The organism is Citrobacter sp. Cs237 (genome assembly GCF_030332325.1).
Taxonomy (GTDB): domain Bacteria; phylum Pseudomonadota; class Gammaproteobacteria; order Enterobacterales; family Enterobacteriaceae; genus Citrobacter_A; species Citrobacter_A sedlakii.
In genome coordinates, this window is the sequence record NZ_JAOWIB010000031.1 from 1 (window position 1) to 26,917 (window position 26,917).

The 26,917-nt window shown below is 53.6% G+C and carries 22 protein-coding genes, 1 tRNA gene and 3 pseudogenes; 9 read left to right on the forward strand and 17 right to left on the reverse strand.

Annotation, left to right across the window (positions count from 1 at the left end; all coding sequences use genetic code 11):
- Positions 1-2,297: autotransporter outer membrane beta-barrel domain-containing protein (locus tag OGY07_RS00155; RefSeq protein ID WP_286597920.1), on the reverse strand; the 2,297-nt coding region annotated here is incomplete at its 3' end.
- Between the two features lie 449 nt (positions 2,298-2,746).
- On the reverse strand, positions 2,747-4,300 hold the full coding sequence (locus OGY07_RS00160) for a peptide MFS transporter (protein ID WP_181821912.1): 1,554 nt from the start codon (positions 4,298-4,300) through the stop codon (positions 2,747-2,749).
- Positions 4,301-4,670: 370 nt separating this feature from the next.
- Here OGY07_RS00160 and paoA point away from each other — a divergent pair, with 370 nt between their 5' ends.
- The 6 genes from paoA to OGY07_RS00190 all read left to right on the forward strand — a co-directional run bounded on the left by paoA (position 4,671) and on the right by OGY07_RS00190 (position 10,567).
- Positions 4,671-5,243, forward strand: coding sequence for an aldehyde dehydrogenase iron-sulfur subunit PaoA (gene paoA, locus OGY07_RS00165; protein ID WP_181821913.1), 573 nt, complete (start codon positions 4,671-4,673; stop codon positions 5,241-5,243).
- On the forward strand, positions 5,240-6,190 hold the full coding sequence (locus tag OGY07_RS00170) for an FAD binding domain-containing protein (protein ID WP_042286128.1): 951 nt from the start codon (positions 5,240-5,242) through the stop codon (positions 6,188-6,190). The genes paoA and OGY07_RS00170 overlap by 4 nt, the downstream gene beginning before the upstream one ends.
- Before the next feature lie 3 nt (positions 6,191-6,193).
- Complete coding sequence (gene paoC, locus OGY07_RS00175; protein ID WP_286597929.1) at positions 6,194-8,392, forward strand: aldehyde oxidoreductase molybdenum-binding subunit PaoC; 2,199 nt, start codon at positions 6,194-6,196, stop codon at positions 8,390-8,392.
- 9 nt (positions 8,393-8,401) lie between these two features.
- Positions 8,402-9,334: an XdhC family protein gene (locus tag OGY07_RS00180; protein ID WP_286597932.1), complete on the forward strand. Its 933-nt coding sequence runs from the start codon at positions 8,402-8,404 to the stop codon at positions 9,332-9,334.
- On the forward strand, positions 9,334-9,888 hold the full coding sequence (locus OGY07_RS00185) for a nucleotidyltransferase family protein (RefSeq protein ID WP_407208818.1): 555 nt from the start codon (positions 9,334-9,336) through the stop codon (positions 9,886-9,888). Before OGY07_RS00180 ends, OGY07_RS00185 begins: the two co-directional genes overlap by 1 nt.
- A gap of 280 nt (positions 9,889-10,168) precedes the next feature.
- Positions 10,169-10,567: a KPN_03583 family lipoprotein gene (locus tag OGY07_RS00190; protein WP_286597935.1), complete on the forward strand. Its 399-nt coding sequence runs from the start codon at positions 10,169-10,171 to the stop codon at positions 10,565-10,567.
- 35 nt (positions 10,568-10,602) lie between these two features.
- Here OGY07_RS00190 and ompA read toward each other — a convergent pair whose 3' ends face one another.
- The 9 genes and pseudogenes from ompA to proB form a co-directional block, all read right to left on the reverse strand.
- Positions 10,603-11,646 (reverse strand): porin OmpA, encoded by a 1,044-nt coding sequence (gene ompA, locus OGY07_RS00195; protein ID WP_286597938.1) that lies wholly within the window; start codon positions 11,644-11,646, stop codon positions 10,603-10,605.
- A gap of 113 nt (positions 11,647-11,759) precedes the next feature.
- Entirely contained in the window at positions 11,760-12,389 is a 630-nt protein-coding gene (locus tag OGY07_RS00200) for a helix-turn-helix domain-containing protein (RefSeq protein WP_286597940.1), read from the reverse strand.
- Between the two features lie 191 nt (positions 12,390-12,580).
- Positions 12,581-12,868: pseudogene (locus OGY07_RS00205) on the reverse strand (GNAT family N-acetyltransferase); the annotation flags it as partial.
- Between the two features lie 261 nt (positions 12,869-13,129).
- Positions 13,130-14,566, reverse strand: a complete 1,437-nt coding sequence (locus tag OGY07_RS00210) for an arylsulfatase regulator (protein ID WP_286597942.1) — start codon at positions 14,564-14,566, stop codon at positions 13,130-13,132.
- 429 nt (positions 14,567-14,995) lie between these two features.
- Positions 14,996-15,097: pseudogene (locus tag OGY07_RS23320) on the reverse strand (ogr/Delta-like zinc finger family protein); the annotation flags it as partial.
- Positions 15,097-15,174 (reverse strand): annotated as a pseudogene (locus OGY07_RS00215) (integrase); the annotation flags it as partial. The pseudogenes OGY07_RS00215 and OGY07_RS23320, both read right to left, overlap by 1 nt.
- A gap of 164 nt (positions 15,175-15,338) precedes the next feature.
- A tRNA-Thr gene (locus OGY07_RS00220) sits at positions 15,339-15,414 on the reverse strand.
- A gap of 113 nt (positions 15,415-15,527) precedes the next feature.
- Complete coding sequence (gene proA / locus OGY07_RS00225; protein ID WP_200036079.1) at positions 15,528-16,781, reverse strand: glutamate-5-semialdehyde dehydrogenase; 1,254 nt, start codon at positions 16,779-16,781, stop codon at positions 15,528-15,530.
- Positions 16,782-16,792: 11 nt separating this feature from the next.
- The gene (gene proB / locus OGY07_RS00230) at positions 16,793-17,896 is read right to left on the reverse strand and encodes a glutamate 5-kinase (protein ID WP_042286149.1); all 1,104 of its coding nucleotides are present in this window, start codon (positions 17,894-17,896) and stop codon (positions 16,793-16,795) included.
- A gap of 288 nt (positions 17,897-18,184) precedes the next feature.
- Between proB and phoE the strand changes: the two genes are divergently transcribed.
- Positions 18,185-19,237 (forward strand): phosphoporin PhoE, encoded by a 1,053-nt coding sequence (gene phoE / locus OGY07_RS00235; protein ID WP_060571109.1) that lies wholly within the window; start codon positions 18,185-18,187, stop codon positions 19,235-19,237.
- A gap of 45 nt (positions 19,238-19,282) precedes the next feature.
- Here phoE and crl read toward each other — a convergent pair whose 3' ends face one another.
- The 3 genes from crl to gpt all read right to left on the reverse strand — a co-directional run bounded on the left by crl (position 19,283) and on the right by gpt (position 21,544).
- Positions 19,283-19,684 (reverse strand): sigma factor-binding protein Crl, encoded by a 402-nt coding sequence (gene crl / locus OGY07_RS00240; protein ID WP_042286152.1) that lies wholly within the window; start codon positions 19,682-19,684, stop codon positions 19,283-19,285.
- 57 nt (positions 19,685-19,741) lie between these two features.
- The gene (gene frsA, locus OGY07_RS00245; RefSeq protein ID WP_286597947.1) at positions 19,742-20,986 is read right to left on the reverse strand and encodes an esterase FrsA; all 1,245 of its coding nucleotides are present in this window, start codon (positions 20,984-20,986) and stop codon (positions 19,742-19,744) included.
- 99 nt (positions 20,987-21,085) lie between these two features.
- Positions 21,086-21,544, reverse strand: coding sequence for a xanthine phosphoribosyltransferase (gene gpt, locus OGY07_RS00250; protein WP_003863205.1), 459 nt, complete (start codon positions 21,542-21,544; stop codon positions 21,086-21,088).
- A 260-nt stretch (positions 21,545-21,804) separates the two neighbouring features.
- Between gpt and pepD the strand changes: the two genes are divergently transcribed.
- On the forward strand, positions 21,805-23,262 hold the full coding sequence (gene pepD, locus OGY07_RS00255; RefSeq protein WP_286597950.1) for a cytosol nonspecific dipeptidase: 1,458 nt from the start codon (positions 21,805-21,807) through the stop codon (positions 23,260-23,262).
- Positions 23,263-23,303: 41 nt separating this feature from the next.
- On the opposite strand, the gene dinB is transcribed toward pepD, so the two are convergent.
- Positions 23,304-24,359, reverse strand: coding sequence for a DNA polymerase IV (gene dinB, locus OGY07_RS00260; RefSeq protein ID WP_042286158.1), 1,056 nt, complete (start codon positions 24,357-24,359; stop codon positions 23,304-23,306).
- Positions 24,360-24,621: 262 nt separating this feature from the next.
- Here dinB and dpaA point away from each other — a divergent pair, with 262 nt between their 5' ends.
- Positions 24,622-25,362, forward strand: coding sequence for a peptidoglycan meso-diaminopimelic acid protein amidase (dpaA, locus tag OGY07_RS00265; RefSeq protein WP_042286159.1), 741 nt, complete (start codon positions 24,622-24,624; stop codon positions 25,360-25,362).
- Here the strand turns inward: dpaA and OGY07_RS00270 are convergent.
- On the reverse strand, positions 25,333-26,100 hold the full coding sequence (locus OGY07_RS00270) for a class II glutamine amidotransferase (protein WP_181821925.1): 768 nt from the start codon (positions 26,098-26,100) through the stop codon (positions 25,333-25,335). The two genes, dpaA and OGY07_RS00270, sit on opposite strands and share 30 nt — an antisense overlap.
- 48 nt (positions 26,101-26,148) lie before the next feature.
- Positions 26,149-26,727, reverse strand: coding sequence for a D-sedoheptulose 7-phosphate isomerase (gene lpcA, locus OGY07_RS00275; RefSeq protein ID WP_028017728.1), 579 nt, complete (start codon positions 26,725-26,727; stop codon positions 26,149-26,151).
- Between the last annotated feature and the right edge of the window lie 190 nt (positions 26,728-26,917).

Genomic DNA, 26,917 nt, shown 5'->3' on the forward strand with positions numbered 1-26,917 from the left:
AGGTGGAAACGGTCGGTGTTGTCGGAAGACCACTGGGCGATGTCGCCGCCAAGCTGCATCACATAGCGGTTGGCCTGCATCTCCAGCTGGCCGCTGCTGTCTTTCTGCCGGGTGTGGCCACCGACGTTGCGCAGCCACAGGCTGGTCACCGCTTTCTCGCCTGTCAGGGCGTCGACGTAATGGGTTTCGCCCAGACGGTCGTGCAGACGGGTGTTAAACATCGTGTTCGCCGCCTGCAGGTTCATGCCGTACAAACCCGCTTCCGGACGCACCGCGTTTTCGCGCGGGGCCGGTGCTGGCCTCTGCGGTTCCGGTTGTGCTGGTGGCGCCACCGGATCGACAGGGTCTACAGGGTCTATGGGATCCACCGGGTCTACCGGATCGACAGGGTCTACGGGATCAACCGGATCCGGATCGGGTTCCGGCTGCGGGTCCGGCGTCAGGCCGCTGGTCAGATACCAGTTCTTGTCGTTCTGGCCTTCACCGCGCGCCAGAGTGTAGTCATACGCCCCCGCCACGATACGTCCGCTTTGTTTGAACTCGCCGTCAGAATTTCCGGCCACGCTGATAAGCTCAATACCGTCGGTGGTCAGCCCACCTGCGCCGCCTGCGTTCACCACCGTCACATTGGTGGCGCCGGAAGTGTTGCCGTTAACAATCATCCGGTCAGTCTGAGAACTGTCGTCGCCCAACTGCGTGCGCATGATGATAGTGCCATTATTGCCCGCGTAATCGCCGTCTACCGTCAGGGTTTTAAACGGCACCGTTTCGCGCGTCAGATTACGGCTACTCGCCATAGCCGGAGCAAAGTTCAGCGTCGCGTCATTCAGCGTCAGGTTAGTGACGCTGGAAGAGTCGGTCATATCCCAGCGGCTGCTGCTGCCGTTAAACGCCAGATCGATCACCCCGTCAGAGACTTTCTTCGTGCTGCCGTAGAGATACGAGTTGTCGCCGGTTTTAATGTTAACGACATGTCCGCGTTCGGAGTGAATGTCGCCCCACGCCATAAACTTATTGTTGTTGCTGATGTCGACAGAACCGTAAATGGCGAGCAGATCGCCTTTCGCGCTCGCCAGCCCTTGCTGGCTGCCCAGCGTAACGTCGCCGAGAATGCGCGCGTTGGCGCTGCGTAACAGTTCAACCCGATCCCCGCCCTGCGTCTGTACGTTTAGCGTGTTGAGCACAATGTCCTTCGCGTTCACGCCCTGGAGGCCGTACATATTGGTGCTTTCACCACCGGTGAGCGAAATATCCACGTCGTTTATTCTCACGCTGGACTCTTCGCTGCCGTGAAACAGGGCGCCAATCACGCTGGCGTTGCCGGGCGCCGTTGCCTTGATAGTCAGATTATTCATCGTTAAATCAGAGACTTCGCCGAGGAATGAAAGGCCGGTATTTAAGCCAAATTTATATTCGTCTACCGTATTGGTGACGTTAATATTCACGTCATTAAAATTGATCTTATTTTCTCTGCCGGGTCTGGCCGTGGTCTCATAGTGATCTTCGAGAACCAATCCTTTCACCCCATCAACGGCCGCGTTGGTGTTGATACGGATATTGGTGTCGCCTTCAAAATCACCATGGCTGCCCACGTTCATCCCTTCCAGATAGACTGCGGAAGTGGACTGCAAATCGACGTTGACATCGCCGGTAACCTTCGTGCTCAGGCCGCGGAACTCCAGCGCTTCAACGGTCGTGGTACCCACTTCGCTGGGGGACTTGCTGTCAGCATAGTTGACGGTCAGGTTGTCCAACGCGATGGTTGAATCCCGATATGAGGTAATGGCGGAGGCCATAATGCTTGACGATACCGTCACCGGGTCGGTAATCGTCATATCAATACGGGTGTCGCCCGTAAGAACCACATTCCCGCTGTTGTCGGCAGAAATACCAATCGTCGGAACGCCGGTCTGGGTGATAGAGAGATCTTCGGCTTTGAAGGTGCCGCCATAGACCCGAACCGCATCAGCGACGGAGCTGGAGAGCGTCTTATAGCCAATAGTGGAGCCTTTACCGAAATCCAGCATACCACCGCTGACATACACGCTGGCGCCGGTGTTGCCTTCCGGACTGACCATATCAATTTTACCGTTAACCGTAACGCTGGCGTCACTTGCCGATACGCCGATATATTCCATAGCGGCGCCATCGGCAATAGTTAACGTGCGATCAGCTACAGGCGTGCGGCTATCAATAACGATGCGTTCGCCTTCAGCGTAAACCGGAAGCGAAGCGGCAGACAAAATCGAACTTAATAATAAGGCGATTTTACTGGGTTTAAATAAATAAAAAGACATCACAGGTTTCATAATTAAAAAGTACTCCGTTACCTGACGAGCCATATTTTCCAGGCAAACATTCCCATTTGCCTGTACGACATAAATACGTGAGGGATAGTGACTTAAAAGATGGTTGCCAGCAGCAACCGTTTCGATAGGGCTATTTTCGCGGCTGAATGAGGGGATCTCAAATGAAATAACCTTAACTCCACCTCAGACAGTAAGTCTGAAATAAAGAATATTAGCAGAGCTAAATTCTTTAAATAATCTTAAATTAAGAATTAAAAACCAGAAAAGTAAGAAAAGATCATTTCTTAAATCTCAAAGAAGAAATAACGCTTCTGCCCCTCCTCCCTTTAAGACTTTTCGTTATATGGCGATAAACTGCGGAAGATGCTTTTTTTATTTATGGCAAAAATAAACCGGCGCCTTTAGCACCGGTTTGAAAATAAAGGTTTTATTGTTATTCAGGCATGGCTTATCGGTTTTTGCTCCGTCTTCTGCTGGGCATTTTCCAGCATCCGGCGTACCGGTACAATCAACACTATTAATACGGCGGCGCAAATCAACAAGGCGATGGAACAACGGGCGAAGAGGTCCGGCAACATATCCAGTTGGTCGGCTTTTACATGACCGCCGATCAGTCCCGCCGCCAGGTTACCCAGCGCGCTGGCGCAGAACCACAGTCCCATCATCTGTCCGCGCATTCTTTCCGGCGCCAGCAGCGTCATGGTCGCCAGACCGATCGGACTCAGGCACAGCTCGCCCAGAGTCAGCATCAGAATGCTGCCCACCAGCCAGAACGGCGACACGCCCGCCCCACCGTTGTTCAGCACGTTTTGCGCCGCCATCATCATCAGGCCAAAGCCCGCTGCCGCGCAGAGAATACCAATCACAAACTTGGTGATACTGCCCGGACGCACATTTTTACGCGCCAGCGCAGGCCACGCCCAGCTGAATACCGGCGCCAGCAGGATGATAAACAGGGCGTTGATCGACTGGAACCAGACAGCCGGGATCTCAAAATCGCCCACCATGCGGTTGGTGTAGTCGTTAGCAAACAGGTTAAACGAGGTTGGTTTTTGCTCAAACGCCGACCAGAAGAAAGCGGCGGAAACCAGCAAAATAAAGCAGACCAGCAGTCTCGCGCGTTCTTTGCGGGTCAGTCCGGCAAAGACAAACAGATAAATAAAGTACAGCGCCACGGAGGCGGCAATGACGTACACCAGCATGCTGGCAACCGCCACCGGATTGATAACGATCACCCCTTGCGCGATCAGCGTCACAATAATGGCGACGCCCACCGCCAGTGCGATCAGCCACGCGCCCACGCCGTTTTTCTTCGCCACCGGACTGTTCCAGGTGGAGTCCAGGCCAACTTCCCTGTCATAGCGTTTCATGGCCGGAACGGCAAACACGCGGAAGATGATCAGCGCCACCAGCATCCCGATCCCGCCGATGCCAAAGCCCCAGTGCCAGCCGTGGGTTTTAATCAGCCAGCCGGAGATCAGCGGGGCGATAAACGACCCCATGTTGATGCCCATGTAGAACAGCGAAAAACCACCGTCACGCCGCGCATCACCTTTTTTGTACAGGGTTCCGACCATCACTGAGATACAGGTCTTGAACAGGCCAGAGCCCAACACGATAAACATCAGGCCGATAAAGAACAGGTTATCGCCCATCCAGGCGGAGAGCGCGATAGACAGATGACCCAGCGCGATCAGAATCGAGCCATACCATACCGCCCGCTGCTGGCCGAGCCAGTTGTCCGCCAGCCAGCCGCCCGGTAACGCGGCCAGATACATCGTCCCGGCAAAAATCCCAACGATAGCGGAGGCATTTTCGCGCGCCAGTCCCATGCCGCCTTCGTACACCGTCGCCGCCATAAACAGAATTAATAATGGACGAATGCCGTAAAAGGAAAAACGTTCCCACATTTCAGTGAAGAACAAGGCGCCCAACGGATAAGGATGGCCGAAGAACGTTCGGCTTTCGTTTTTATTAACAGAGGAATGCATAATTTCTCCCGAAAGGGTGTGTCGTTTTGCTTGTAGACACTGAATTGCCGCCGGTCCTGAGAATAGTCAGGCCGATCATTACATTCAGCGAAATATTATTTAACCATTTGATAACCATGCGGCAGTTTTGTCTAGTGCCGAAGGGGGGACTTTAAGGCAAAAACTCGACAATCGTCTAGTTTTATAGATTTTCTGTTGGCAAAAACGGAAATGTGATTGACTTCCCTTTATCGCTCCTCGCTGCGTGGCTCCCCTCTCTGTTTTAAGACTAATCCCAGCGCCAGTGCCGACTATGCTTAATGTTTAAAAAACGTCCTTAGCGATTCAAACACGTTTTTCATTTTCCTTTTTTACCGACCGGAGGCCTGGCATGAGCAACCTAGGCAATAACCAGGGTGAGAATCATCTGCCCGTAACGCCGCCACCTGAAATCGTCCCCATCACCCTGAATGTCAACGGCAAGCCGCAGCAGTTGCACGTGGATACCCGCACCACCCTGCTGGATGCGCTGCGTGAGCATCTGCATCTGACCGGCAGCAAAAAAGGCTGCGATCATGGGCAGTGCGGCGCCTGTACCGTGCTGCTGAACGGTCGTCGCATCAACGCCTGTCTGACTCTGGCGGTGATGCACCAGGACGCCGCAATCACCACCATTGAAGGGTTGGGCACGCCCGACGCGCTGCATCCTGTGCAGGCCGCTTTTGTGCAACATGACGGCTACCAGTGCGGCTACTGTACGCCGGGTCAGATTTGCTCTTCCGTCGCGATGTTGCAGGAGATCGAAGAGGGGATACCCAGCCACGTTACGCTGGATCTGGTCTCGCCGCCGGAAATGACCGCGAACGAAATTCGTGAACGGATGAGCGGCAATATCTGCCGCTGCGGGGCATACAGCAATATCCTTGCCGCCATAGAAGATGCCGCCGGGGAACTGAAACCATGAAAGCCTTTACCTACGAGAAAGCGGCAACGCCCGCAGACGCGGCTTCCAGCGCCCGCCGTCATGGCAATGCGAAATTCATTGCGGGCGGCACGAATCTGCTCGATCTGATGAAGCTGGAAATTGAAACGCCCACCCACCTGATCGATGTGAACGGTCTGGATCTGGATCAGATTGAGGCCAGCGCCGACGGCGGCCTGCGGATTGGCGCGCTGGTGCGCAATACCGACCTGGCGGCCGACGAGCGTATTCGCCGTGACTACGCGGTGCTTTCCCGCGCCCTGCTGGCTGGCGCGTCGGGTCAGTTGCGTAATCAGGCCACGACGGCGGGAAACCTGCTGCAGCGCACGCGATGCCCCTATTTTTATGATACCCACCAGCCCTGCAATAAACGCTCACCGGGCAGTGGATGCGCCGCGCTTGGCGGATTCAGCCGTCAGCATGCCGTGGTTGGCGTCAGCGACGCCTGCATCGCCACCCACCCCAGCGATATGGCCGTGGCGATGCGCCTGCTTGACGCGGTTGTCGAGACGGTGAACCCGGACGGCAACGAGCGCCGTATTCCCGTCGCTGATTTTTATCGCGCCCCGGGCGACACGCCGCATCTCGAAAATGTCTTACAGCCAGGCGAGTTTATCGTTGCCGTTACCCTTCCCCCTCCCGTGGGTGGGACGCATATTTATCGTAAGGTGCGCGATCGCGCCTCATATGCGTTCGCGCTGGTCTCGGTTGCCGCCATTGTGCAGCCAGACGGCACCGGACGCGTGGCGCTCGGCGGCGTCGCGCACAAGCCCTGGCGAAAGGCGGAAGCCGACGCACAACTGCCGCACGGCGCGCAGGCGGTGTATGACGCGCTGTTTGCCGACGCGCATCCCACGGTGGAAAACGCATTCAAGCTAATCCTGGCGAAGCGGACGCTCGCCTCAGTGCTGACAGAAGCGGGGGCATAAGCGATGAAATTTGAAAAACCAGCAGGAACCAATCCTGTCGATCGGATGCGCGTAGTGGGTCAACCGCACGATCGTATTGATGGCCCCAAAAAAACCACCGGTACCGCCCCTTACGCCTATGAATGGCATGATATCGCACCGGATGTGGCGTACGGCTATATCGTTGACGCCGCGATCGCGAAAGGCCGTATTATTTCGATGAATACCCAGCCCGCGCTGAACGCGCCGGGGGTATTCGCGGTGGTGACCGCAGAAAACGCCGGTCCACTCGGCAAGGGCGAGCGTAACGCCGCCTCGCTACTGGGCGGACCGGACATTGAGCATTACCAGCAGGCGGTAGCGCTGGTCGTGGCGGAGACCTTCGAGCAGGCGCGCGCGGCGGCCTCTCTGGTCCAGGTTGAGTACCAGCGCGAGCCGGGCGCATACGATCTGGCAAAAGAGAAGCCGTTGGTCACCACCCCGCCGGAGGATCAGCCCGATCAGGACGTCGGCGATTTCGCCACCGCATGGGCAACGGCGGCGGTGAAGCTGGACGCGATCTATACCACGCCTGACCAGAGCCATATGGCGATGGAGCCTCACGCCTCGATGGCCGTCTGGGAAGGCGACAAACTGACCCTCTGGACGTCAAACCAAATGATTAACTGGGCGCATACCGATCTGGCCGAAACGCTGAACATCCCGCAGGAAAATATCCGCGTGATCTCGCCTTATATTGGCGGCGGCTTTGGCGGCAAGCTGTTCCTGCGCAGCGATGCCCTGCTGGCGGCGCTGGGGGCGCGAGCGGTGAAGCGCCCGGTCAAAGTCATGCTGCCCCGCCCGCTGATCCCGAACAACACCACCCACCGTCCGGCAACCATCCAGCATATTCGCATCGGCACCGATCGCGACGGTAAAATCAGCGCTATCGCCCATGACAGTTGGTCCGGCAACCTGCCCGACGGCACACCGGAAACGGCCGTTAATCAGACCCGGTTTCTGTATGCAGGCGCGCATCGTCATACCGGTTTGCGCCTCGCCAGGCTCGATCTGCCGGAAGGCAACGCCATGCGCGCGCCCGGAGAAACGCCGGGGTTGATGGCGCTGGAGATCGCGATCGACGAGATGGCGACCAAGGCCGGCGTGGATCCGGTTGAATTTCGCATTCTTAACGACACGCAGGTGGATCCGGCCAACCCGGATCGCCCTTTCTCGCGCCGTCAGTTGATCGCCTGTTTGCGCACTGGCGCTGAGCGCTTCGGCTGGCAACAACGTCACGCCACGCCGGGAGAAGTCCGCGAAGGCAACTGGCTGATCGGCATGGGCATGGCGGCGGGTTTTCGCGATAACCTTGTCGCCCCTTCCGGCGCGCGGGTGGCGCTGGACGCCAGCGGTACGCTGACCGTTGAAACAGACATGACTGACATCGGCACCGGCAGCTACACCATCATCGCCCAGACGGCGGCGGAGATGCTCGGCCTGCCGCTGGAAAGCGTCGACGTCAGGCTGGGCGACTCCGCCTTCCCCATTTCCGCCGGTTCCGGTGGACAGTGGGGCGCCAACACCTCCACTGCAGGCGTATACGCCGCCTGCGTCAAGCTACGGGAATCCATCGCCAAAAAACTGGGCTTCAACCCCGAGACGGCGGTATTTGAAGCAGGAGAAATCTGCGGCGACGGACGCCGGGTTTCGCTTCGCGAGGCGACAGCAGACGGTGCGCTGAGTGCGGAAGATAAGATCGAGTTTGGCGATTTAGCGGAGAAATACCAGCAGTCCACCTTTGCAGGCCACTTTGTGGAAGTTGGCGTTGACGCCGCGACCGGCGAGATCCGGGTACGCCGGATGCTGGCGGTGTGCGCCGCGGGCCGCATTCTGAATCCGAAGACCGCCCGCAGCCAGGTGATTGGCGCCATGACCATGGGGATTGGCGCCGCGCTGATGGAAGAGCTGGCGGTGGACACGCGGCAGGGTTATTTCGTTAACCACGATCTGGCGGCGTACGAAGTGCCGGTACATGCTGATATCCCTGAGCAGGAGGTGATTTTCCTGGATGACACCGACCCGATCTCCTCGCCAATGAAAGCGAAAGGCGTCGGCGAGCTGGGGCTTTGCGGCGTCAGCGCGGCTATCGCTAACGCGGTCTATAACGCCACGGGCGTACGGGTGCGGGATTATCCGGTCAGACTGGATTCGTTGCTCAGTGAGCTGCCGGATGTGGTGTAAGGAGAGTGTATGCAGCAATCGCTTATCGGCCTGACGGACGCGCCGGGCAGGACGCCCCAGGCTGCCTTTCTGACCGATGATAGCCGGGATATTTTACGCTTTGCGCTGGAGGCGTTAGCGAACGGTATGAGGGCGGCGCTGGTGACGCTGGTCGACATCCGCGGCGGCGCGGCGCGTCCGCTGGGGGCGCAGATGACCGTACGCGAGGACGGACAGTATTGCGGCTTTGTTTCCGGTGGGTGTGTGGAAGGGGCGGTCGCCTTTGAAGCGATGGAGGCGATCCGCTGCGCTCAGGATCGCACTGTGCGCTACGGTGAAGGCTCGCCGTGGTTCGACATTGTGCTTCCCTGCGGCGGAGGGATTACCCTCAACATTCATACGCTGCGCTCGGCACAGCCGCTGCACGAAGTCTTGCATCAGCTTGAACGCCGCCAGCCCGTGACGTTGCGCTACTGCCCGACCTCACAAACGTTAGCCGTTCAGCCTGGTTACAGTAAAACACGCTGGCGCAACGGCGAATTTGCGCTGGGCTTTCGCCCCTGCGTGCGGGTCATGATATTTGGTCGCTCCGTGGAGGCGCAGACCACCGCGCTGCTCGCCGAAGCGGCGGGCTACGATGTGCAGCTTTGCGCCGACGCCACGCTTTTCCCGCCACCGGATGCCGATACGGCGGTACTTTTGCTCTGGCACGATCTTGACCGCGAATTTCCCGTTTTGCAGGCGGCGCTGGCGGCAAAGCCGTTTTATATCGGCGCGCTGGGCAGTTACCGCACGCACCAGAAACGGGTTGCCCGACTTTGCGAACACGGCTGGCAACAGAAGGATATCGCCCGCATCAACGCGCCTGTGGGCATTTTTCCCAAAGCGCGCGATGCCCGCTCGCTGGCGCTGTCAGTGCTGGCGGATGTGGCGGCGACGCGGCTGAAAAGCGAAGCATCCTGATGTCGTCGCCGGTGGTGATTGTTCTGGCGGGCGGAAAAGGCGAACGCTTTACCAGGGCTGGCGCCTCCGGGCATAAGCTGGATGCGCGGATTGGCGCGGATTCAGTGCTCGGGCATGTGCTCCGGGCGGTTGACGATGCCGGGTTGCGCTGGCACCTTGTCCGGCCCGCTGGCGGAACAAGCGGCATGGGGGTATCCATTACGCAGGGGGTTCGCGCGACGGCTGAGGCGAGTGGATGGTTGCTCCTGCCTGCGGATTTACCGTTGATTCGTCCTGCGTCGCTGCAAGCTGTCGCGGCGGGGTTAGCGCAATATTCGGTGGTCGTGCCCTGGTATCGTCAGCAGCATGGGCATCCGGTCGGGTTTGGACGTCGTTGGCTACCGCAGCTGCTGGCGCTGTCTGGCGACACGGGCGCGAAGGCCATCGTGCATACTGCGCGAACGGAAAACGAAGTCTACGATCTGGCGCTGGACGATGCGGGCATCACGTTTGATATCGACACCCCCGACGATTTGCGGGCGGCCCGCCTGCATAGTCATACAGAACGGCGGTAACAGGGAACGCGCGCATCCTGCGTCGGGCCGTTATAGTCCGGCTGTTACATGGCCTGACCTTCACGCTGGATGATCACAATACCCCTGTGACCTTATCTTTTATTTTCCTTGCCTGCCACACGGTATGCCGGAATAAGCCGCAACGAATTAACCCGGTCGCATAGCAATGCGCACTACGGCCTGGATGTTTTATTCGTTGTTTAAAAATAAACAATCTTTCTCTATAGCATTCGTAGCCAGTCTGGATAATTGCGTTGACTTTCTTGCCAGGCCAACACAGATGAAAAGATTATCCCGAAATGTATTGTTTATGACTTTATTTACGCTCTCCGCCTGCAGCGCGACAGGAGCAGATAAGATTGAACCAATCCGACAGATGCAAATTCCGCTTGTGCAACCGAACGATAGCGCGGCGAAAATACCTTTATCGCAACTTGCTTCGTTGTACCAGTACAATCATCAGCATATCTCTACGCTGTCGGCGTCGATAAAAACGCGTTATTTGCAGGAAGTGAAGCCGAAAGAGATATTTGAACACGATAATGACGTGCAGCGCGTTTACGCAGCGTTATCGAAACTAGAAGAATTGCAGATGATGAATGAACATTACTTTACGGAGAGAAATGAGACGGGGTTACGCAAAATTGAAAACGCCTTGTCTCCGCTTATTCGTGGATAAAAAAAACCGACACGTCGTGTGTCGGTTTTTTTCATTTACGTGTCGCTGATTTCCACGACCACCCGGCGGTCCGGTGACAGACAGTTAATCAATGTCTGCCCTTGCTTGCCGTCACACTGTGCGCCGGTGACGGATTCGCTTTCGCCACGACCCTCGGCGCGAATATTTTGCGCCGGGATCCCCAGCGTCATCAGCGCGTCGGCCACCGTCTGCGCGCGGCGGGCGGAGAGTTCCTGATTATACCCCTCGCTGCCAGTACGATCGCTGTACCCTACTACTACGGTGGATTTATCTTTCGCGGGCTGCAGACCCGGGCTGTTATAAAGCTGACGAATGGCTGACTGGCCTTCTGCGGTCAGCGTTGCCGAGTTGTAGTCAAACATCACGTCAGATTTCAGGTTGAAATGCCGCGGTTCCGGCGCGGGTGCGGGCGCGACAACCGGGACCGCCACGGCAGGCGCATCATCGTGTTGACCAAAGCGGTAGGTTACGCCGGCTGTCACGGAACTGACGTCACTGCTTACGCCAATCTGATTGGCGTTGCCGACGTTGCTGACCCACTGGTATTCGACACGGCCAGCCCAGTCTTTATTGAAGGCGTATTCCGTACCGACGGCCGCCAGAGGACGCACGCCAGTTTCAAAACGGTTATGCCCGCTGACGTCAGACTCCGCGCGATAGCCCATCGCCCCTGCACGGCCATAAACATCCCAGTTATTCGTGACGGCATAGCTGGCTTTCAGAGACATTTGCAGACCCTGCGCCTTCAGTTTTGCCCCCGAGCCACCGTGCTGACCGGCGATCTGCATATTGCCTAAGTAGTCGTAACCGCCTTCCACCGCCAGCCACGGGGTGATTTGATAGCCGGTGTAAATCCCTCCGCCAACGTTATCACGATCGATATTAAAATGATTCGAGTCATTATTATTTTCGACCGCTTTGGCACCGGTTTTCGCATCAAAATAATGTGACCAGCCAAATTTTGCACCGCCGTACCAGGTGCCCGCGTCCGCTGCCGCGAAGGCAGATGTAGCGCTGAACGCATTCGCGATAATTAAAGCTATTACTGTCTTTTTCATGTATTTCCCGTTTACCTGAACCTGAGTTAGATTCGTTTGCAAAGTGACTCAGTGGGCAAACGATATAACGAAAGTCGCAACGGGTTAATTCGTTTTCTGTTTAATTTTAAATTTTAAAAACTCTCGGGAAGATGACCCAGTTCAAGCAGATACCCCCCGCGCTTGAAGGTGATATATTTCCCCTGTTTGAGCGCAGAGAGGACGTTCAGTATACTACTGCGCGATAAAAGCGTGCGATCCTGAATATAGTCAAGAATGGTGGTACGCATACGCGTTTCTTCAGGCAATAATATCATTTCATGCAGATGGTTACGTATTACCGAATAGGTACGTTGCTGCACGATCTGCGCATCGCGATATATCAGATATGCCGTATGGTAAGAGAGCAACGCCGCCACATCTTCCCAGACGCCCTCCTGACGAAAGCGCGTCGCCGCCAATTGCGCATCAACACGCAGTACGGTGGAGACTGATTCTGCCCGCAATATATGACCTTGTGTCGGCTGTATCATTTCTGCGATTCCGAACAGATGCGGTTCGTAAACCGTAACGATCAAAAGACCATCCGAAGCGCGAAGAATGGACAGTTCGCCCTCCAGCAGTAAATACATCTGCTGGCGGCCTTTATAAGTCCAGGTCATCCGTTTTCGCGGTGCGACGGTCAGTTTTTCTGCAACCGGCTCAATGATCGCCGTCAGGCGGGCGATGGATTCCTCGGGGCGAACGGGAGGTAAAACAAGCATGACGGATCCTTATCACTGAAAAGTGATGTCAGTATAGTCCAGTCGGGACGCGCAATAAGATAGTCAAAAACGTATTCATGCTTCGTTGTAAAAAGTCAGGGGAAAGAAATGACTGCCGGGATGACTGCCCTGCGTGATTATCTAACCCTACAGGAATTTATTTTCCTGATGAGCATAAATGTTGTTTATTTTTAAATTTCGGACGCGTTACGCCGGGTAAATTGCTGTTCGATGATACGGTTTCCCCACTGGTCGCCCTGCCACTCTTTTTCAAGCCTGAAGCCAAACGATTCATACAGCCGACGCGCCGCCGTCAGCCTATTAAAGGTTCATAAATGTACCGTATGGAAGCCTTTCTCATCACAAAACCGCATGGCTTCAGCCAACAGTCTTCGCCCGATGCCATGCCCCCGGCAGCCATCATCCAGAATGAACCAGCGCAGGTGCGCCTCCCCTTCCTGTAAATCTTCACCGGCAATACGCCCATGATTAGCAGGTCGTCTTACCATCTTACCGAACACGCGAGCAAAATCGACCGCGATTATTAGCCGAAATGTCACAAATACGTCACGAGAGGAGAACGTAGCTTACTTGAACGCGATGATAATAGGAATAAAACATACACATAACCAACTGAAATTCAATAATAAAAAACAACAATGACATTCAAATGCCCCCATATATGCCCCCTGACCAGAAAGCATACATAGGTCACTTGCTTAGCTAATGTGCACTTCTAATTAAATGAATTTATTGAAAAAACTGACAATACCTTTCAACCATACCTTCCATTTTGAGATGTCTATTGCCAGTACAGCTAAAATTATTTGTATGATTACGAACCAAAAAATTATCTTTGAGTTCTTTTTACTATATTTAATACTATCAAATTGAATTCTACTTTCTGATAAATGATACAAACTTTCTGTTTTGCTTACTAACTCATCACATTTTTCAATTTGATACCCCATTAGATTATTTACCTTAGCATTCCTTTTTCGTGAGAAAGCGTTCAGCCAACTTTTTATTTTTTTTGCCCGCATGTAAAAAACGAAGTAATTATTATGTTTCTTCGTTAATACATCACCATGCTCGTCAGTTACAACTTCTCCAACCTGCTTAGCTAAGGAAGCTATTTCATTAGAAATCAACAATCCAAAAGAAATATCACTGATAAAACCTTTTGAATTAGCAGGAGGGTAGAACTCCGGGTATCCACTATTATCTTTTCCATTAATCTTATTGTAAATATAAAGAGCATCGAAAGAATATTTTGATGTGTCATGTATATTTAAAAAATATCCAGCATCATCTTTTATCAGATATGGTGAGGGGTAATAATGGCCAAACTCAGCGGCTCTCTCTGCGTCTTGATTATTTGTGCCTGAAAAGTAATCAACACCCTCTTCTATGCACATTTCTGGAACCGCAATCACGCTGTTCTCATGGATTGAAATGCCTATAATCTCATTCAATTCCTTCCAAACCTTACAAACATCACTAAATACAAAATCAAATTTTTCGCAAATAATTTCAGATGCTAACCACGATCTATCCAAACATTTAAAGCCACTATTTTTTTTACTATAAAAGTTAAGCCTCTCAAACTCTGAATCAAACTTAAGCTCACCGACAGGAATATTTTTTATAGCATAAGACGCCTCTTTCGCCATAAAAACATCATATGTCAGAATAAATAAATCGCTGCCATGTTTGTGTAAGCTAAGTATAACAAAATCAATGTATTTAGTTTTTGACGATAAAGGCTTTAGAGAATCATTATATTTATCCACTCCATTAACACTAATTCTTCCGAAATTATAATGTGAGGAACCAAATATGCTTGAGACATCATTTATGCCTTCATATCGCGAGGCATTAAAAACACTTCTAGAATAACGACCTATCCACTTAGCTAATTTATCAAGATCATTCTTTTCGATTACAAAGTTTAGTGTCGTTTTATACCAATTAAATTCACCATTGAGGAAAGAGATAAATTTAGGATTATCATTATGAAGATAACTATTTATGCTTCCGGTTTCCTCATAACGACTATTTACTTCACTGACTAACCAACGAGGAAATAAAACCGGACAATAATAAGCGCAATTAAAGACATATTTAGTATATGCCAACTTAAATCTATTATATTTTCTTTTGTTTTTTACTTGCATTTTTCCCCCAGAAAATCGATATGTCTCATTTTATCATCATTGTATTCAAAAATGTTTTATTCTCATTGTTAGACTAAAAGTAAGAATAACAAAAATTGCACTACACCGCACCCGCCTGCGGTTTTCATATCACTAAAATTTTTCAGTTGTGATTTTTTACAAACGGTATCGCCAGCCCGCGCCCGTTCTGGGGATGCTCTGCGAGACAGGAACTGAAAAGAATGAAAAGAAATTCAGCTTTTTTCAGTTTTACTGTCCGTCATTTCTGTGGTCTGAATACGCAACACTATGATAATAAATGGATAATTTATTTTAGGTTTGTGTAACATGAAAAACATAACAAGTTGAAAAATAATAATTTTATGTTCGTATATACTGAAATCCTGTGGTCAGGTTCCGGGAACGGATCGGCCATTCCCGACGCATACTTTACCCATTCTTTTGCGCAGCCAGCAGCAACTTTAAAGCCTTTTCCCGCTCCTCGGGTGGAATGGCATCAATTAGCTCTTTAACCCTCCCCTGTCCGTTCATAGGCCACCTCCATCAAACAGCTTATAGCTCTTCTCTTTTCCTTTAGCGGCTTCAACCTTGCGGGCATTCAGCATCATTGGGGGCACATTTCCTGGACCGAACAGAACATGCCCCTGATTGTGCCCCCAATAGCGTGTTGATTTCAAGAGACAAGGGTTGACCTCAAACGACTGAAAACAACGTAATATAGATGTTTTTAAAAGGTTTTATTGATGTGGGTTGACTTGAGAAAACTAAGGGATGGTGCCGATAATAGGAGTCGAACCTACGACCTTCGCATTACGAATGCGCTGCTCTACCAACTGAGCTATATCGGCCCTGAAAGGACGTGTCCACGAGCGTGAACACGGGGTAGAAGGTTAAAACTAACCGGGCGATGCGTCAATGGCCTTGCGATTCAAATGCCTATTTTTGCATCATCCGGTTGGTTTTACGCACGAATCGTATCGTCGCCGATGCCGATCCACTTGTATGTGGTCAGCGCCTCGAGCCCCATCGGGCCGCGGGCGTGAAGTTTCTGCGTGCTTACCGCCACTTCCGCGCCCAGGCCGAACTGACCGCCATCGGTAAAGCGCGTAGAGGCGTTGACGTAAACAGCGGAAGAATCCACTTCATTCACAAAGCGGTTTGCGTTGTGAATCGTACGCGTCAGGATAGCGTCTGAATGTTGGGTACCGTGTTCGCGGATATGCGCGATAGCATCATCAAGATCGGCAACGATTTTTACGTTCAGATCCAGCGACAGGAACTCATCGTCGTACTCTTCCGCTTTCACTGCTACAACGTGTGCCGGACCCGCGCTCAACGGCCCAAGCGCGTTAGCATCCGCATGCAGCGTTACGCCGCTTTCAGCCATCTGCTGACTCAGCGCGGGCAGGAAACGTTCGGCAATGCCCTGATGCACCAGCAGGGTTTCCACGGTATTACAGGTGCTCGGACGCTGGGTCTTGGCATTGACGATGATATTCAGCGCCGGTTTAATGTCGGCGCTGTCATCAACAAAAATATGACACACGCCGATCCCGCCGGTGATGACCGGGATAGTCGACTGCTCGCGGCACAGCTTGTGCAGCCCGGCGCCGCCGCGTGGGATCAGCATATCGATGTATTTGTCCATCCGCAGCATCTCGTTCACCAGCGCGCGGTCAGGGCTGTCAATCGCCTGAACAGCGGCTTCCGGTAAACCGCAGGCTTTAAGCGCTTGCTGGATAACGCCTACGGTTACCGCGTTGGTCCGATACGTCTCTTTACCGCCGCGTAGAATGGCGGCGTTGCCGGTTTTCAGACACAGCGAGGCGACATCCACGGTAACGTTAGGCCGCGCTTCATAAATCACGCCAATCACCCCCAACGGAACCCGGCGACGCTCCAGACGCAGTCCGCTGTCCAGCAGCCTGCCATCCATCACCTCCCCGACCGGATCGGCCAGATGGCATACCTTACGCACATCGTCGGCAATCGCCTTCAGACGCGCAGGGGTGAGCGCCAGACGATCGAGCATCGCTTCGCTCAGGCCGTTGTCACGCGCTCTCGCCACGTCCTCGGCGTTGGCGCTGAGGATGATTTCCCTTTGCGCTTCCAGCTCGTCGGCGATTTTTTCCAGCACGCGATTTTTTTCACGGCTGGAGAGCAGCGCCAGTTGGTACGACGCAGCTTTTGCCGCCTTGCCCATGTGTTCCAGCATCTGTCTGCTCCTTAGCGGGTAATCATATCATCACGATGAACGGCGACCGGGCCGTATTCGTAGCCCAGAATCGCATCAATCTGTTGTGAGTGGTGTCCGGCAATGCGGCGCAGCGCGTCGCTGTTGTAGCGGCTTACGCCGTGGGCGATGTCGCGCCCTTCCAGATTACAGATGCGGATCACTTCACCACGCGAGAAATTGCCTGTCACGCTTTTAATGCCTTTTGGCAGCAATGAGCTGCCGCGCTCCAGAATGGCGGCGGTCGCCCCTTCATCGACGCTAATTTCCCCGGCAGGCGGCGCGCCGAAGATCCAGCGCTTGCGGTTTTCCAGCGGCGAGGCCTGGGCATGAAAACGGGTACCCACGGAGAGACCTTCCATTACGTCACCAATCACGCCCGGCTTGCTGCCTGCGGCGATAATAGTGTCGATACCGGCGCGGCAGGCGACGTCGGCGGCCTGCAGTTTGGTGCTCATGCCGCCCGTTCCCAGACCAGAAACGCTGTCGCCGGCAATCGCGCGCAGCGCGTCATCAATACCATAAACGTCTTTGATCAGTTCTGCCTGCGGATCAGTGCGCGGGTCTGCGGTGAACAGCCCCTGCTGGTCGGTCAGCAGCAACAGTTTATCCGCGCCCGCCAGGATAGCCGCCAGCGCCGAAAGATTGTCGTTATCGCCCACTTTGATTTCAGCGGTCGCCACCGCGTCGTTCTCATTGATCACCGGAACGATATTGTTATCAAGCAGCGCGCGTAGCGTGTCGCGGGCGTTAAGGAAGCGTTCACGGTCTTCCATATCCGCGCGGGTCAGCAGCATCTGTCCGACGTGAATACCGTAAATCGAAAACAGCTGTTCCCACAGTTGAATCAGACGACTCTGCCCTACCGCGGCCAACAGTTGCTTGGTGGCGATGGTGGCGGGCAGTTCCGGATAGCCCAGATGTTCGCGCCCGGCGGCAATCGCGCCAGAGGTAACGATAACAATACGATGTCCTGCGGCGTGCAGCTGCGCGCACTGACGAACAAGTTCTACGATGTGGGCACGGTTCAGGCGGCGCGATCCGCCCGTTAGCACACTGGTGCCGAGTTTTACCACCAGCGTCTGGCTGTCACTCATGATTCTCTGCCGTTCAAAATAGGGAAAATGATATCAAACGAACGTTTTAGCAGGACTGGCCCCGGTTGCCAACAAGCAGCGCACAAAGCATGAAATTTTGTTGCGCAGGATCAGCAAGCGTAGCGGCAAAGTTTGACGGTTTTATTACCGTGATAAATAAAACCTCTTTTTTAAAATTATTCTGACTTTGTCATAAAACTTTCATTGCAGAACGATAAAAACCATCCTGTTTTTTTCACGGGGACACTCCCAATGAATAGTTGCGCGTTAGATAAATCAGGACTGAAAATGAAAAAGAGCACTCTGGCATTAGTGGTGATGGGAATTGTTGCATCGGCATCCGTGCAGGCAGCAGAAGTGTATAACAAGAACGGTAATAAACTGGATGTGTATGGCAAAGTGAAAGCGATGCACTATTTCAGCGATGATAATGCAAAAGACGGCGACCAGACCTATATCCGTTTTGGCTTTAAAGGCGAAACGCAGATCAACGATCAGTTGACCGGTTACGGTCGCTGGGAAGCTGAATTCGCCGGCAATAAAACCGAAAGTGAGAGCGGTCAGAAGACGCGTCTGGCATTTGCCGGTCTTAAATTTGGTGAGTATGGCTCGTTTGACTACGGTCGTAACCTCGGCGCGCTGTATGACGTCGCCGCCTGGACCGACATGTTCCCGGAATTCGGCGGTGACGGCCTGGCGCAAACCGATAACTTCATGACCAAGCGCGCCAGCGGCCTGGCCACTTACCGCAACACCGACTTCTTCGGGATGATCGACGGCCTGAATATGACCCTGCAATATCAGGGCAAAAACGAAAATCGCGACGTGAAGAAACAGAACGGTGACGGCTTCGGCACTTCACTGAGCTATGACTTCGGCGGCAGCGACTTCGCGATTATCGGCGCATACGCCAACTCTGACCGTACCAATGAGCAGAATCAGCAGGCGCGCGGCCAGGGGCAAAATGCAGAAGGCTGGGCGACCGGTCTGAAATATGATGGTAACGATATTTACCTGGCCACTATCTATTCTGAAACCCGCAACATGGCGCCAATCTCCGGCGGTTTTGCCAATAAAGCGCAGAACTTCGAAGCCGTTGCGCAGTATCAGTTCGACTTTGGTCTGCGTCCGTCTCTGGGCTACGTGCAGTCCAAAGGCAAAGATATTGAAGGCGTTGGTGATGAAGATATCGTGAAATATATCGATGTCGGCATGACGTACTATTTCAATAAAAACATGTCCGCCTTTGTTGATTACAAAATCAACCAGATCGATGACGACAATAAGCTGGGCGTGAGCAGCGATGACATCGTTGCGCTGGGTATGACTTATCAGTTCTGATGATACATTGCCGGATGGCGTTTCGCGCATCCGGCATTTTTCGCTTTATGCGCTTAACTTCACCGGTTCATCGGCGAAATCGTCAGCAGGTTCCAGCGAAAGCTGTAGTGAGTTCAATAACTCACGCAGCTTCTCGTGAAATTCTCGCAGGGTATATTCCAGTCGCTCAACCACTTCGGTATCCTTAATCGGAACCGCCTTCCAGTCCCCCGCTTTGTCAAACAGACCAAACTGGTAACTGTAAGTGAAGCGATTTTCCTGTGCTTCCAGTTCCATCCACCAGCCCCAGAATTCGCGCAGCTCAGGCGCAGGCTTCACGTTGACGCAAACTGCCAAGCAATCGAAAAAGAATCGATTATCTTCGCACTTGCCTTCACGGATGTAAGGACCTAGCGCGGTAAACTTCTTAATCAACCTGCTCTTCGGGTGTCCACTCGGTAACGTCATTGCGATCTCCTGTTATGAAGCAACTGTTTTACCAAAACAGTAGAATTTAGCAAATTATTAACACAATCTCTTTTCAATCCAGTGCGTGATTTCCTGGAGCGCTTTGTCAAAATTGCGATACACCGGGTTAAACGGTATCTCTAAAAGTTTACCATCGGCGGATGAAGAGGTGATTAAACGCGACTCCTCCTCCGGACTGAACGGATCGTTCTTCCAGAAGCCCGACAGCATGGGCGTCGGGCAGCGTCTGCCGAGCAGTCCCTGCACCTTCAGCGAGTAGCGATTAAGCTCAACGCACAGCGCGTCGTCGGAGGCGTCGTGCATCCCCAGCCGGCTCGCCAGCACGTCAAGATACATTTCCGGTACGGCGCGCTGGCGTTGCACGTCGCTAAGCAACGCGTGTACAACCGGGCCGAGGCAGGCTACCGCTTTCAGACGCGGCGACTCAAGATAAGCGAGGCGCACCGCCACGTTCGCGCCAAAGCGGAAACCAAACGCCGCCACGCGAGTGTGGTCCACCCACGGTATGTTAGGCAACGCTTTCAGCACATGCTGATGCAACAGGCTGGAATCCTGAGTGAGTTTCCACTTCGACGAGAACCCTACCGACGGCATATCCAGCGTCAGCATGGCGATGCCGCGCGAGGCGAAGTAACGCTCATACAAGGTGTAATAATCAGTTTGCATGGCGTCGAGGCCGCCGCACATCAGTACGGTCGGGAACGGCCCGTCGCCTTTCGGCATATGTAAAAAGCCGGTCACGGGCGAACCGCCGGGAATAGCGAACTCCATTTCACGCAGCGTACCGGGCAACCGCTGCGCCGCCTCTTCATAAGCCCGGTTAGCCAACGCCTGCGCCTGCTCAGCCAGCTCGTCGCCTTTCAGATGTGGGTAGGCGGCAATATTATACAGCGTGGACGCATGCAGCCAGTGGCGGCCGCTGCGTTCAGCGTCCTGCTCCTGACAAGCCTTCTGCTGCCAGTCCATTGCCTGTTTCGACCATTCATAAATCCAGTTGCCGCCGCGGTAGCCAACCACCGTATCGTACAGTTCAGCGTCGGTGCGCTCGGCTTCGCTCATGACGATGCGCGCCTGCACGTCGAGGATTTCCCACGGGTCCACGCCGCGCCAGATCCACATCAGGCGGTTAATCATACGGTACCAGTGGGGAACGTTTTTACCGTCCAGCGTGGATTGCACCGGCGACTGCGTACCGACATTGAACCGACGAACCAGGGTCGACGTTTCAGGATGTTTAAAGCGGGGTTTGAACAGGGTTTCACTGAGGTTAGCCTGTGACATGCGTGCAGCCTCCTTAAATACTTACTGAGGCTTATTGTAACCTGTCATGGCGTAAAGAGAACAACGCCCGGCATTGCCAGGCGTTGAAACGTGCGGAGATTAGCGACCAGAAATCGGCGGAACGAAGACCACGCCCATGTCCCATGGCTGCTCAATCCAGGTATCCTGCGGGATATCAATAACATAGTCGTCCACCAGCGGACGGCCTGCCGGTTTGGCAAAGATCGTGACGAAGTGGGCTTTCGGATACATTTCGCGGATAGCCACCGCGGTTCCACCGGTATCGACCAGATCGTCGATGACGATAAAGCCTTCACCGTCGCCTTCCGCGCGCTTGAGCACTTTCAGTTCGCGCTGGTTGTCGTGATCGTAGCTGGAGATGCAAACGGTATCGACATGACGAATACCCAATTCACGCGCCAGTAATGCGCCCGGTACCAGACCACCACGGCTAACGGCAATAATGCCTTTCCACTGTTCTGAAGGCATCAGGCGAGCTGCCAGTTTGCGGGCGTGAATCTGCAACATGTCCCAGGTGACGACGTATTTTTCGCTCATGTGAAGTGTCCCAGCCTGTTTATCTACGGCTTAAAAAGTGTTCGAGGGGGAAATAGGTTGCGCGAGATTATAGAGATCTGACGCAGCAAAAACCAGTGTTTCGCGGTATCCGCCCCTCTTTTTACGTGCTTTATACTACCCGCCGACAAAGAAAGTGGTATTCTCAACCGCATTGCGCAAGCCTGACTTGTGGTAATGATTAACCTGCTAACCCTGTGTGCGACAAGCCTGTTTGCCGTACACCGATGAGGAGACTCAACGTGTCTGAACTGTCTCAGTTATCACCACAACCGCTGTGGGATATTTTTGCCAAAATCTGCGCCATTCCGCATCCGTCCTATCATGAAGAACAGCTCGCTGAGCACATTGTTGGCTGGGCGAAAGAGAAAGGTTTCCACGTAGAGCGCGACCAGGTCGGTAATATCCTGATTCGCAAGCCCGCGACCGCAGGCATGGAAAACCGCAAGCCGGTCGTGCTGCAGGCGCACCTCGACATGGTGCCGCAGAAAAATAACGACACCGTACACGATTTCACCAAAGATCCTATTCAGCCCTATATCGACGGCGAGTGGGTAAAAGCGCGCGGCACCACTCTGGGGGCAGACAACGGCATTGGTATGGCCTCTGCGCTGGCGGTTTTAGCCGATGACAGCGTAGTCCACGGACCGCTGGAAGTGCTGCTGACCATGACCGAAGAAGCCGGAATGGACGGCGCGTTTGGTCTGCAGGCCAACTGGCTGCAGGCGGACATTCTGATCAATACCGACTCTGAAGAAGAGGGTGAGATCTACATGGGCTGCGCAGGGGGGATTGATTTTACCTCTAACCTGAAGCTTGAGCGCGAAGCCGTTCCGGCGGGCTTCCAGTGCGTTAAGCTGACCCTGAAAGGGTTGAAGGGCGGCCACTCCGGCGGCGAAATCCATGTTGGCCTCGGTAACGCCAACAAGCTGCTGGTACGCTTCCTCGCCGGTCATGCGCAAGAGCTGGATCTACGTCTGGTCGACTTTAATGGCGGCACCCTGCGTAACGCGATTCCGCGCGAAGCGTTTGCCACCGTTGCGGTTGCGGCTGACAAGGTCGAGGCGCTGAAAGCGCGGGTCAATACTTACCAGGCTATCCTGAAAAACGAACTGGCAGAGAAAGAGAAAAATCTCGTGGTTCTGCTGGAGACGACGACCAACGAGAAAGCGGCGCTGACCGCGCAGTCTCGCGACAGCTTTATTCGTCTGCTGAACGCGACCCCGAACGGCGTGATCCGCAATTCTGACGTCGCCAAAGGCGTGGTGGAAACGTCGTTAAACGTGGGCGTGGTCACCATGACTGACGACAACGTAGAAATTCACTGCCTGATCCGTTCGCTGATCGACAGCGGTAAAGACTACGTGGTGAGTATGCTGGATTCTCTCGGCAAGCTGGCAGGCGCGAAAACCGAAGCGAAAGGCGGCTACCCGGGCTGGCAACCGGATGCTAACTCGTCGGTGATGCATCTGGTGCGGGAAACCTATCAGCGTCTGTTCAACAAGACGCCGAACATTCAGATCATCCACGCAGGTCTGGAATGCGGTCTGTTCAAAAAACCGTACCCGGACATGGACATGGTTTCCATCGGGCCAACCATTACCGGTCCGCACTCGCCGGATGAGCAGGTTCATATCGAAAGCGTGGGTCATTACTGGACGCTGCTGACGGAACTGCTGAAAGCGATCCCGGCAAAATAAGTCGGTAATCCATACCGGATGGCGCTACGCCATCCGGTCATCTATAACCCCAGCAGTAACTGCCGCTCCAGCTGCGGGTCAAGCAGCGTAACGTGTAATCCCACCAGGCGAACGCCTCGCCCTCCCCGTCTTTCGTCCCAGGTTTTACGCGCGGTAGAAAGTAAATCGTCTTTGTTCAACCGCGGCCAGACGTGTTCCTGGGTGGTTTGCTGAAAATCATTAAATTTTAATTTCACCCCCTGACGGGCGATTAATAAATCCGGTTTGACCTTTGCCAGACGGCGTTCAAGCTCGGGGTATAAGCGCTCGATGATCGCCTCACATTCCGACCAGTGATGAATATCTTCCGCCATCGTCCGTTCGACACCCACGGATTTTCGCAGGCGTTCGCTGTTGACGTCCCGCTCGTCAATTCCCTGACTGCGCTCCCAGATAATGCGTCCGAATTTGCCAAAGCGTTTTAACAGCGTCGCCAGGTCAAAATGCTGAATATCGCCGCAGGTACGCAGTCCCATACTTTCCAGTTTTGCCGCAGAGACTTTTCCCACGCCGGGGATTTTTTCCAGCGGCAGCGTTTCGAGAAATGCCGGAACGTCTGCTGGCGTGATCACGTACTGCCCGTTTGGTTTATTCAGATCAGAAGCGATTTTTGCCAGAAATTTTACCGGTGCGACGCCCGCAGAGGCGGTCAACCGCAGTTCGTTAAAAATGGTCTGGCGAATTTCCTGAGCGATAAGCGTCGCGGAGCCATGACAGTGGGTGCTGTCGGTGACGTCAAGATAGGCCTCGTCCAGCGAGAGGGGTTCAATGCGCGAGGTGTAGCGGGAGAAAATTTCGCGGATATGTTCTGACGCTTCTTTATACGCATCGAAACGACCGGGTAATAAGGTGAGGTGCGGGCATAACTTTAACGCCATTCCGGTGGGCATCGCGCTGCGCACGCCAAACTTTCGCGCCGGGTAATTGGCGGTGCTGATCACGCCACGCCGCTCCCGGCTGCCGCCAATGGCGATGGGAATATCGCGCAGCGCGGGGTTGTCGCGCATTTCAACCGCGGCGAAAAAACAGTCCATATCAACATGTATGATTTTACGCATCGCCCCTCCCACACACTGTTTAAGTATACAGTATTTTTAGGGAATGAGAAGTCAATGAAGAACCCATAATGTGGTGTCAAAAGAGATGCAATTAAAGAAATGTCTTAATTCGTTTTAACGTAAAGTGTAAACACAACACGCGGGGCTTGCGAAAAACTGCCGTGGTGCTAATGTGAGCGCTTAAAATCCAGATTCGTCCGATTTTGGGTACTGATATTTGCCGTTCTGGCATGTGTAACCGTTTTATCAAGGAACAAGCAGTATGCGTAAAATCGCATTGTTTATTGCGATGCTTTTGATCCCGTGCGTGTCATTCGCCGGTTTGCTGAGTAGCAACAGCTCCACGACGCCGATCAGCAAAGAGTATAAGCAGCAGTTGATGGGTTCGCCTGTCTATATTCAGATCTTTAAAGAAGAGCGCACGCTTGATCTCTACGTTAAGATGGGCGAACAGTACCAGTTGCTCGACAGCTATAAGATTTGTAATTACTCCGGCGGTTTAGGCCCTAAACAGCGCCAGGGAGATTTCAAAAGCCCGGAAGGTTTTTACAGCGTTCAGCGTAGCCAGCTCAAACCGGACAGCCGTTTCTATAAAGCCATTAACATTGGCTTTCCTAACGCCTATGACCGCGCACACGGTTATGAGGGCAAGTATCTGATGATTCACGGTGCCTGCGTGTCCGTTGGCTGTTACGCCATGACCGACAGCGGGATTGACGAGATTTTCCAGTTCGTCACCGGCGCGCTGGTGTTTGGCCAACCGAGCGTTCAGGTCAGCATCTACCCGTTCCGCATGACCGACGCCAATATGCAGCGTCACAAGTACTCTTATTACAAGTCGTTCTGGGCGCAGTTAAAGCCAGGCTACGACTACTTTGAGCAGACCCGCAAGCCACCGACCGTTTCCGTTGTCGATGGCCGCTATGTGGTCAGCAAGCCGTTGAGCCACGAGGTGGTTCACCCGCAGCTGGCGTCAAACTATACGCTCCCCGAGACAAAATAACGCCCACTCGCCTGGCATGATCTTTTGCCAGGTTTCATTGCCCGTCAGCGGTTGAGTGGCGATCACCGAGACCACATCGTTAGGTGTGGTCTGCGAGCTGAAGTCAATTTCCACATCCTGATCCAGCAGCGTAGCGACGCCAAACGGCGCCCGACGCGTAATCCAGTACAGATTCGTTGAGCAGAACGCCATCACATAGCGTCCGTCTGACAGCAGCATATTGAACACGCCTTTTTCCCGCAGCACCCCCGCCAGCGTCGCGATATATTTAAACACCGAGGCCATGTTGCCCGGCGTACGTGGGTAACGCAGGGTGAGCTTATGCAGCATCCAGCAAAACGCCTTTTCACTGTCTGTTTCGCCAACCGGACGGAAGTTGCCGGTTTCGAGAGATTTATAACCGCTAAGCTGCCCGTTATGGGCATACGTCCAGTTACGCCCCCACAGCTCGCGGGTAAAAGGATGGGTGTTCTCCAGCGCCACTTCGCCGCGATTCGCCTGACGAATATGGGCTATCACCGAGCAGGATTTTATCGGATACTCCTGTACCAGTCTGGCGATGGGTGAGTTAAAGCTGGGCTGGGGATCTTTAAATGTGCGACATCCTTTGCCTTCATAAAAGGTGATACCCCAGCCGTCTTTATGCGGTCCGGTGCCGCCCCCACGCTGTACCAGCCCGGTAAAACTAAAGCAAATGTCGGTGGGCACATTGGCGCTCATCCCGAGCAGTTCGCACATATATCACCTCCACAACAGCGGGGGACCAGTTTGCCCCCCAGCGAAGCCTTACTTAACCATCTCTTTTTCGATCAGTTGGATCAGGATATGGATCACTTTAATGTGGATTTCCTGAATACGATCGGCGTAGCCAAAATGCGGCACGCGAATTTCGATATCGGCCGTTCCCGCCATTTTGCCGCCGTCTTTGCCAGTCAGGGTGATCACTTTCATGCCCTTTTCGCGCGCTGCGGCGATGGCTTTGATCACGTTGCCGGAATTGCCGGACGTGGAGATGCCTAACAGTACATCGCCTTCGCGCCCCACGGCTTCGACGTAACGAGAAAAGACGTAGTCGTAGCCAAAATCGTTGCTGACGCAGGAAATGTGGCTGACGTCAGAAATGGCAATCGCCGGATAGCCCGGACGATTTTCACGGTAACGGCCGGTCAGTTCTTCCGCAAAGTGCATAGCGTCGCAGTGGGAGCCGCCGTTGCCGCAGGAAAGCACCTTACCACCCGCTTTAAAACTGTCTGCCAGCAGGACCGCCGCGCGCTGAATGGCGTGAATGTTGGCGTCATCTTTTAAAAAGTTAGCCAGCGTTTCCGCCGCTTCGTTCAGTTCGTTACGAATAAGATCCTGGTACATGAGGATATCCTTCAGCATGAATGTAAATGACAGAATGCAGTGTACCGGATAGCACCGGAAGCGAGAAGCACAAGCCTCGCTCATCCCCCGTCCTTTTGATTTTTCGTGCCGCGACAAACGGCAACAATGTGAGCTTCGTTGTAATTATTTTGTAAACACATTGCTAAAAGAATTTACATCCACTACAACC

Excerpts from the sequence above, each read along its gene's own strand:
- dinB (WP_042286158.1), bottom strand. The coding sequence starts at position 24,359 with ATGCGTAAAATCATACATGTTGATATGGACTGTTTTTTCGCCGCGGTT.
- OGY07_RS00190 (WP_286597935.1), top strand. The coding sequence starts at position 10,169 with ATGAAAAGATTATCCCGAAATGTATTGTTTATGACTTTATTTACGCTC.
- paoA (WP_181821913.1), top strand. The coding sequence starts at position 4,671 with ATGAGCAACCTAGGCAATAACCAGGGTGAGAATCATCTGCCCGTAACG.
- gpt (WP_003863205.1), bottom strand. The coding sequence starts at position 21,544 with ATGAGCGAAAAATACGTCGTCACCTGGGACATGTTGCAGATTCACGCC.
- OGY07_RS00180 (WP_286597932.1), top strand. The coding sequence starts at position 8,402 with ATGCAGCAATCGCTTATCGGCCTGACGGACGCGCCGGGCAGGACGCCC.
- paoC (WP_286597929.1), top strand. The coding sequence starts at position 6,194 with ATGAAATTTGAAAAACCAGCAGGAACCAATCCTGTCGATCGGATGCGC.
- OGY07_RS00170 (WP_042286128.1), top strand. The coding sequence starts at position 5,240 with ATGAAAGCCTTTACCTACGAGAAAGCGGCAACGCCCGCAGACGCGGCT.
- OGY07_RS00210 (WP_286597942.1), bottom strand. The coding sequence starts at position 14,566 with ATGCAAGTAAAAAACAAAAGAAAATATAATAGATTTAAGTTGGCATAT.
- proA (WP_200036079.1), bottom strand. The coding sequence starts at position 16,781 with ATGCTGGAACACATGGGCAAGGCGGCAAAAGCTGCGTCGTACCAACTG.
- OGY07_RS00200 (WP_286597940.1), bottom strand. The coding sequence starts at position 12,389 with ATGCTTGTTTTACCTCCCGTTCGCCCCGAGGAATCCATCGCCCGCCTG.
- dpaA (WP_042286159.1), top strand. The coding sequence starts at position 24,622 with ATGCGTAAAATCGCATTGTTTATTGCGATGCTTTTGATCCCGTGCGTG.
- lpcA (WP_028017728.1), bottom strand. The coding sequence starts at position 26,727 with ATGTACCAGGATCTTATTCGTAACGAACTGAACGAAGCGGCGGAAACG.
- OGY07_RS00270 (WP_181821925.1), bottom strand. The coding sequence starts at position 26,100 with ATGTGCGAACTGCTCGGGATGAGCGCCAATGTGCCCACCGACATTTGC.
- OGY07_RS00185 (WP_407208818.1), top strand. The coding sequence starts at position 9,334 with ATGTCGTCGCCGGTGGTGATTGTTCTGGCGGGCGGAAAAGGCGAACGC.
- ompA (WP_286597938.1), bottom strand. The coding sequence starts at position 11,646 with ATGAAAAAGACAGTAATAGCTTTAATTATCGCGAATGCGTTCAGCGCT.
- crl (WP_042286152.1), bottom strand. The coding sequence starts at position 19,684 with ATGACGTTACCGAGTGGACACCCGAAGAGCAGGTTGATTAAGAAGTTT.
- OGY07_RS00160 (WP_181821912.1), bottom strand. The coding sequence starts at position 4,300 with ATGCATTCCTCTGTTAATAAAAACGAAAGCCGAACGTTCTTCGGCCAT.
- proB (WP_042286149.1), bottom strand. The coding sequence starts at position 17,896 with ATGAGTGACAGCCAGACGCTGGTGGTAAAACTCGGCACCAGTGTGCTA.
- phoE (WP_060571109.1), top strand. The coding sequence starts at position 18,185 with ATGAAAAAGAGCACTCTGGCATTAGTGGTGATGGGAATTGTTGCATCG.
- frsA (WP_286597947.1), bottom strand. The coding sequence starts at position 20,986 with ATGTCACAGGCTAACCTCAGTGAAACCCTGTTCAAACCCCGCTTTAAA.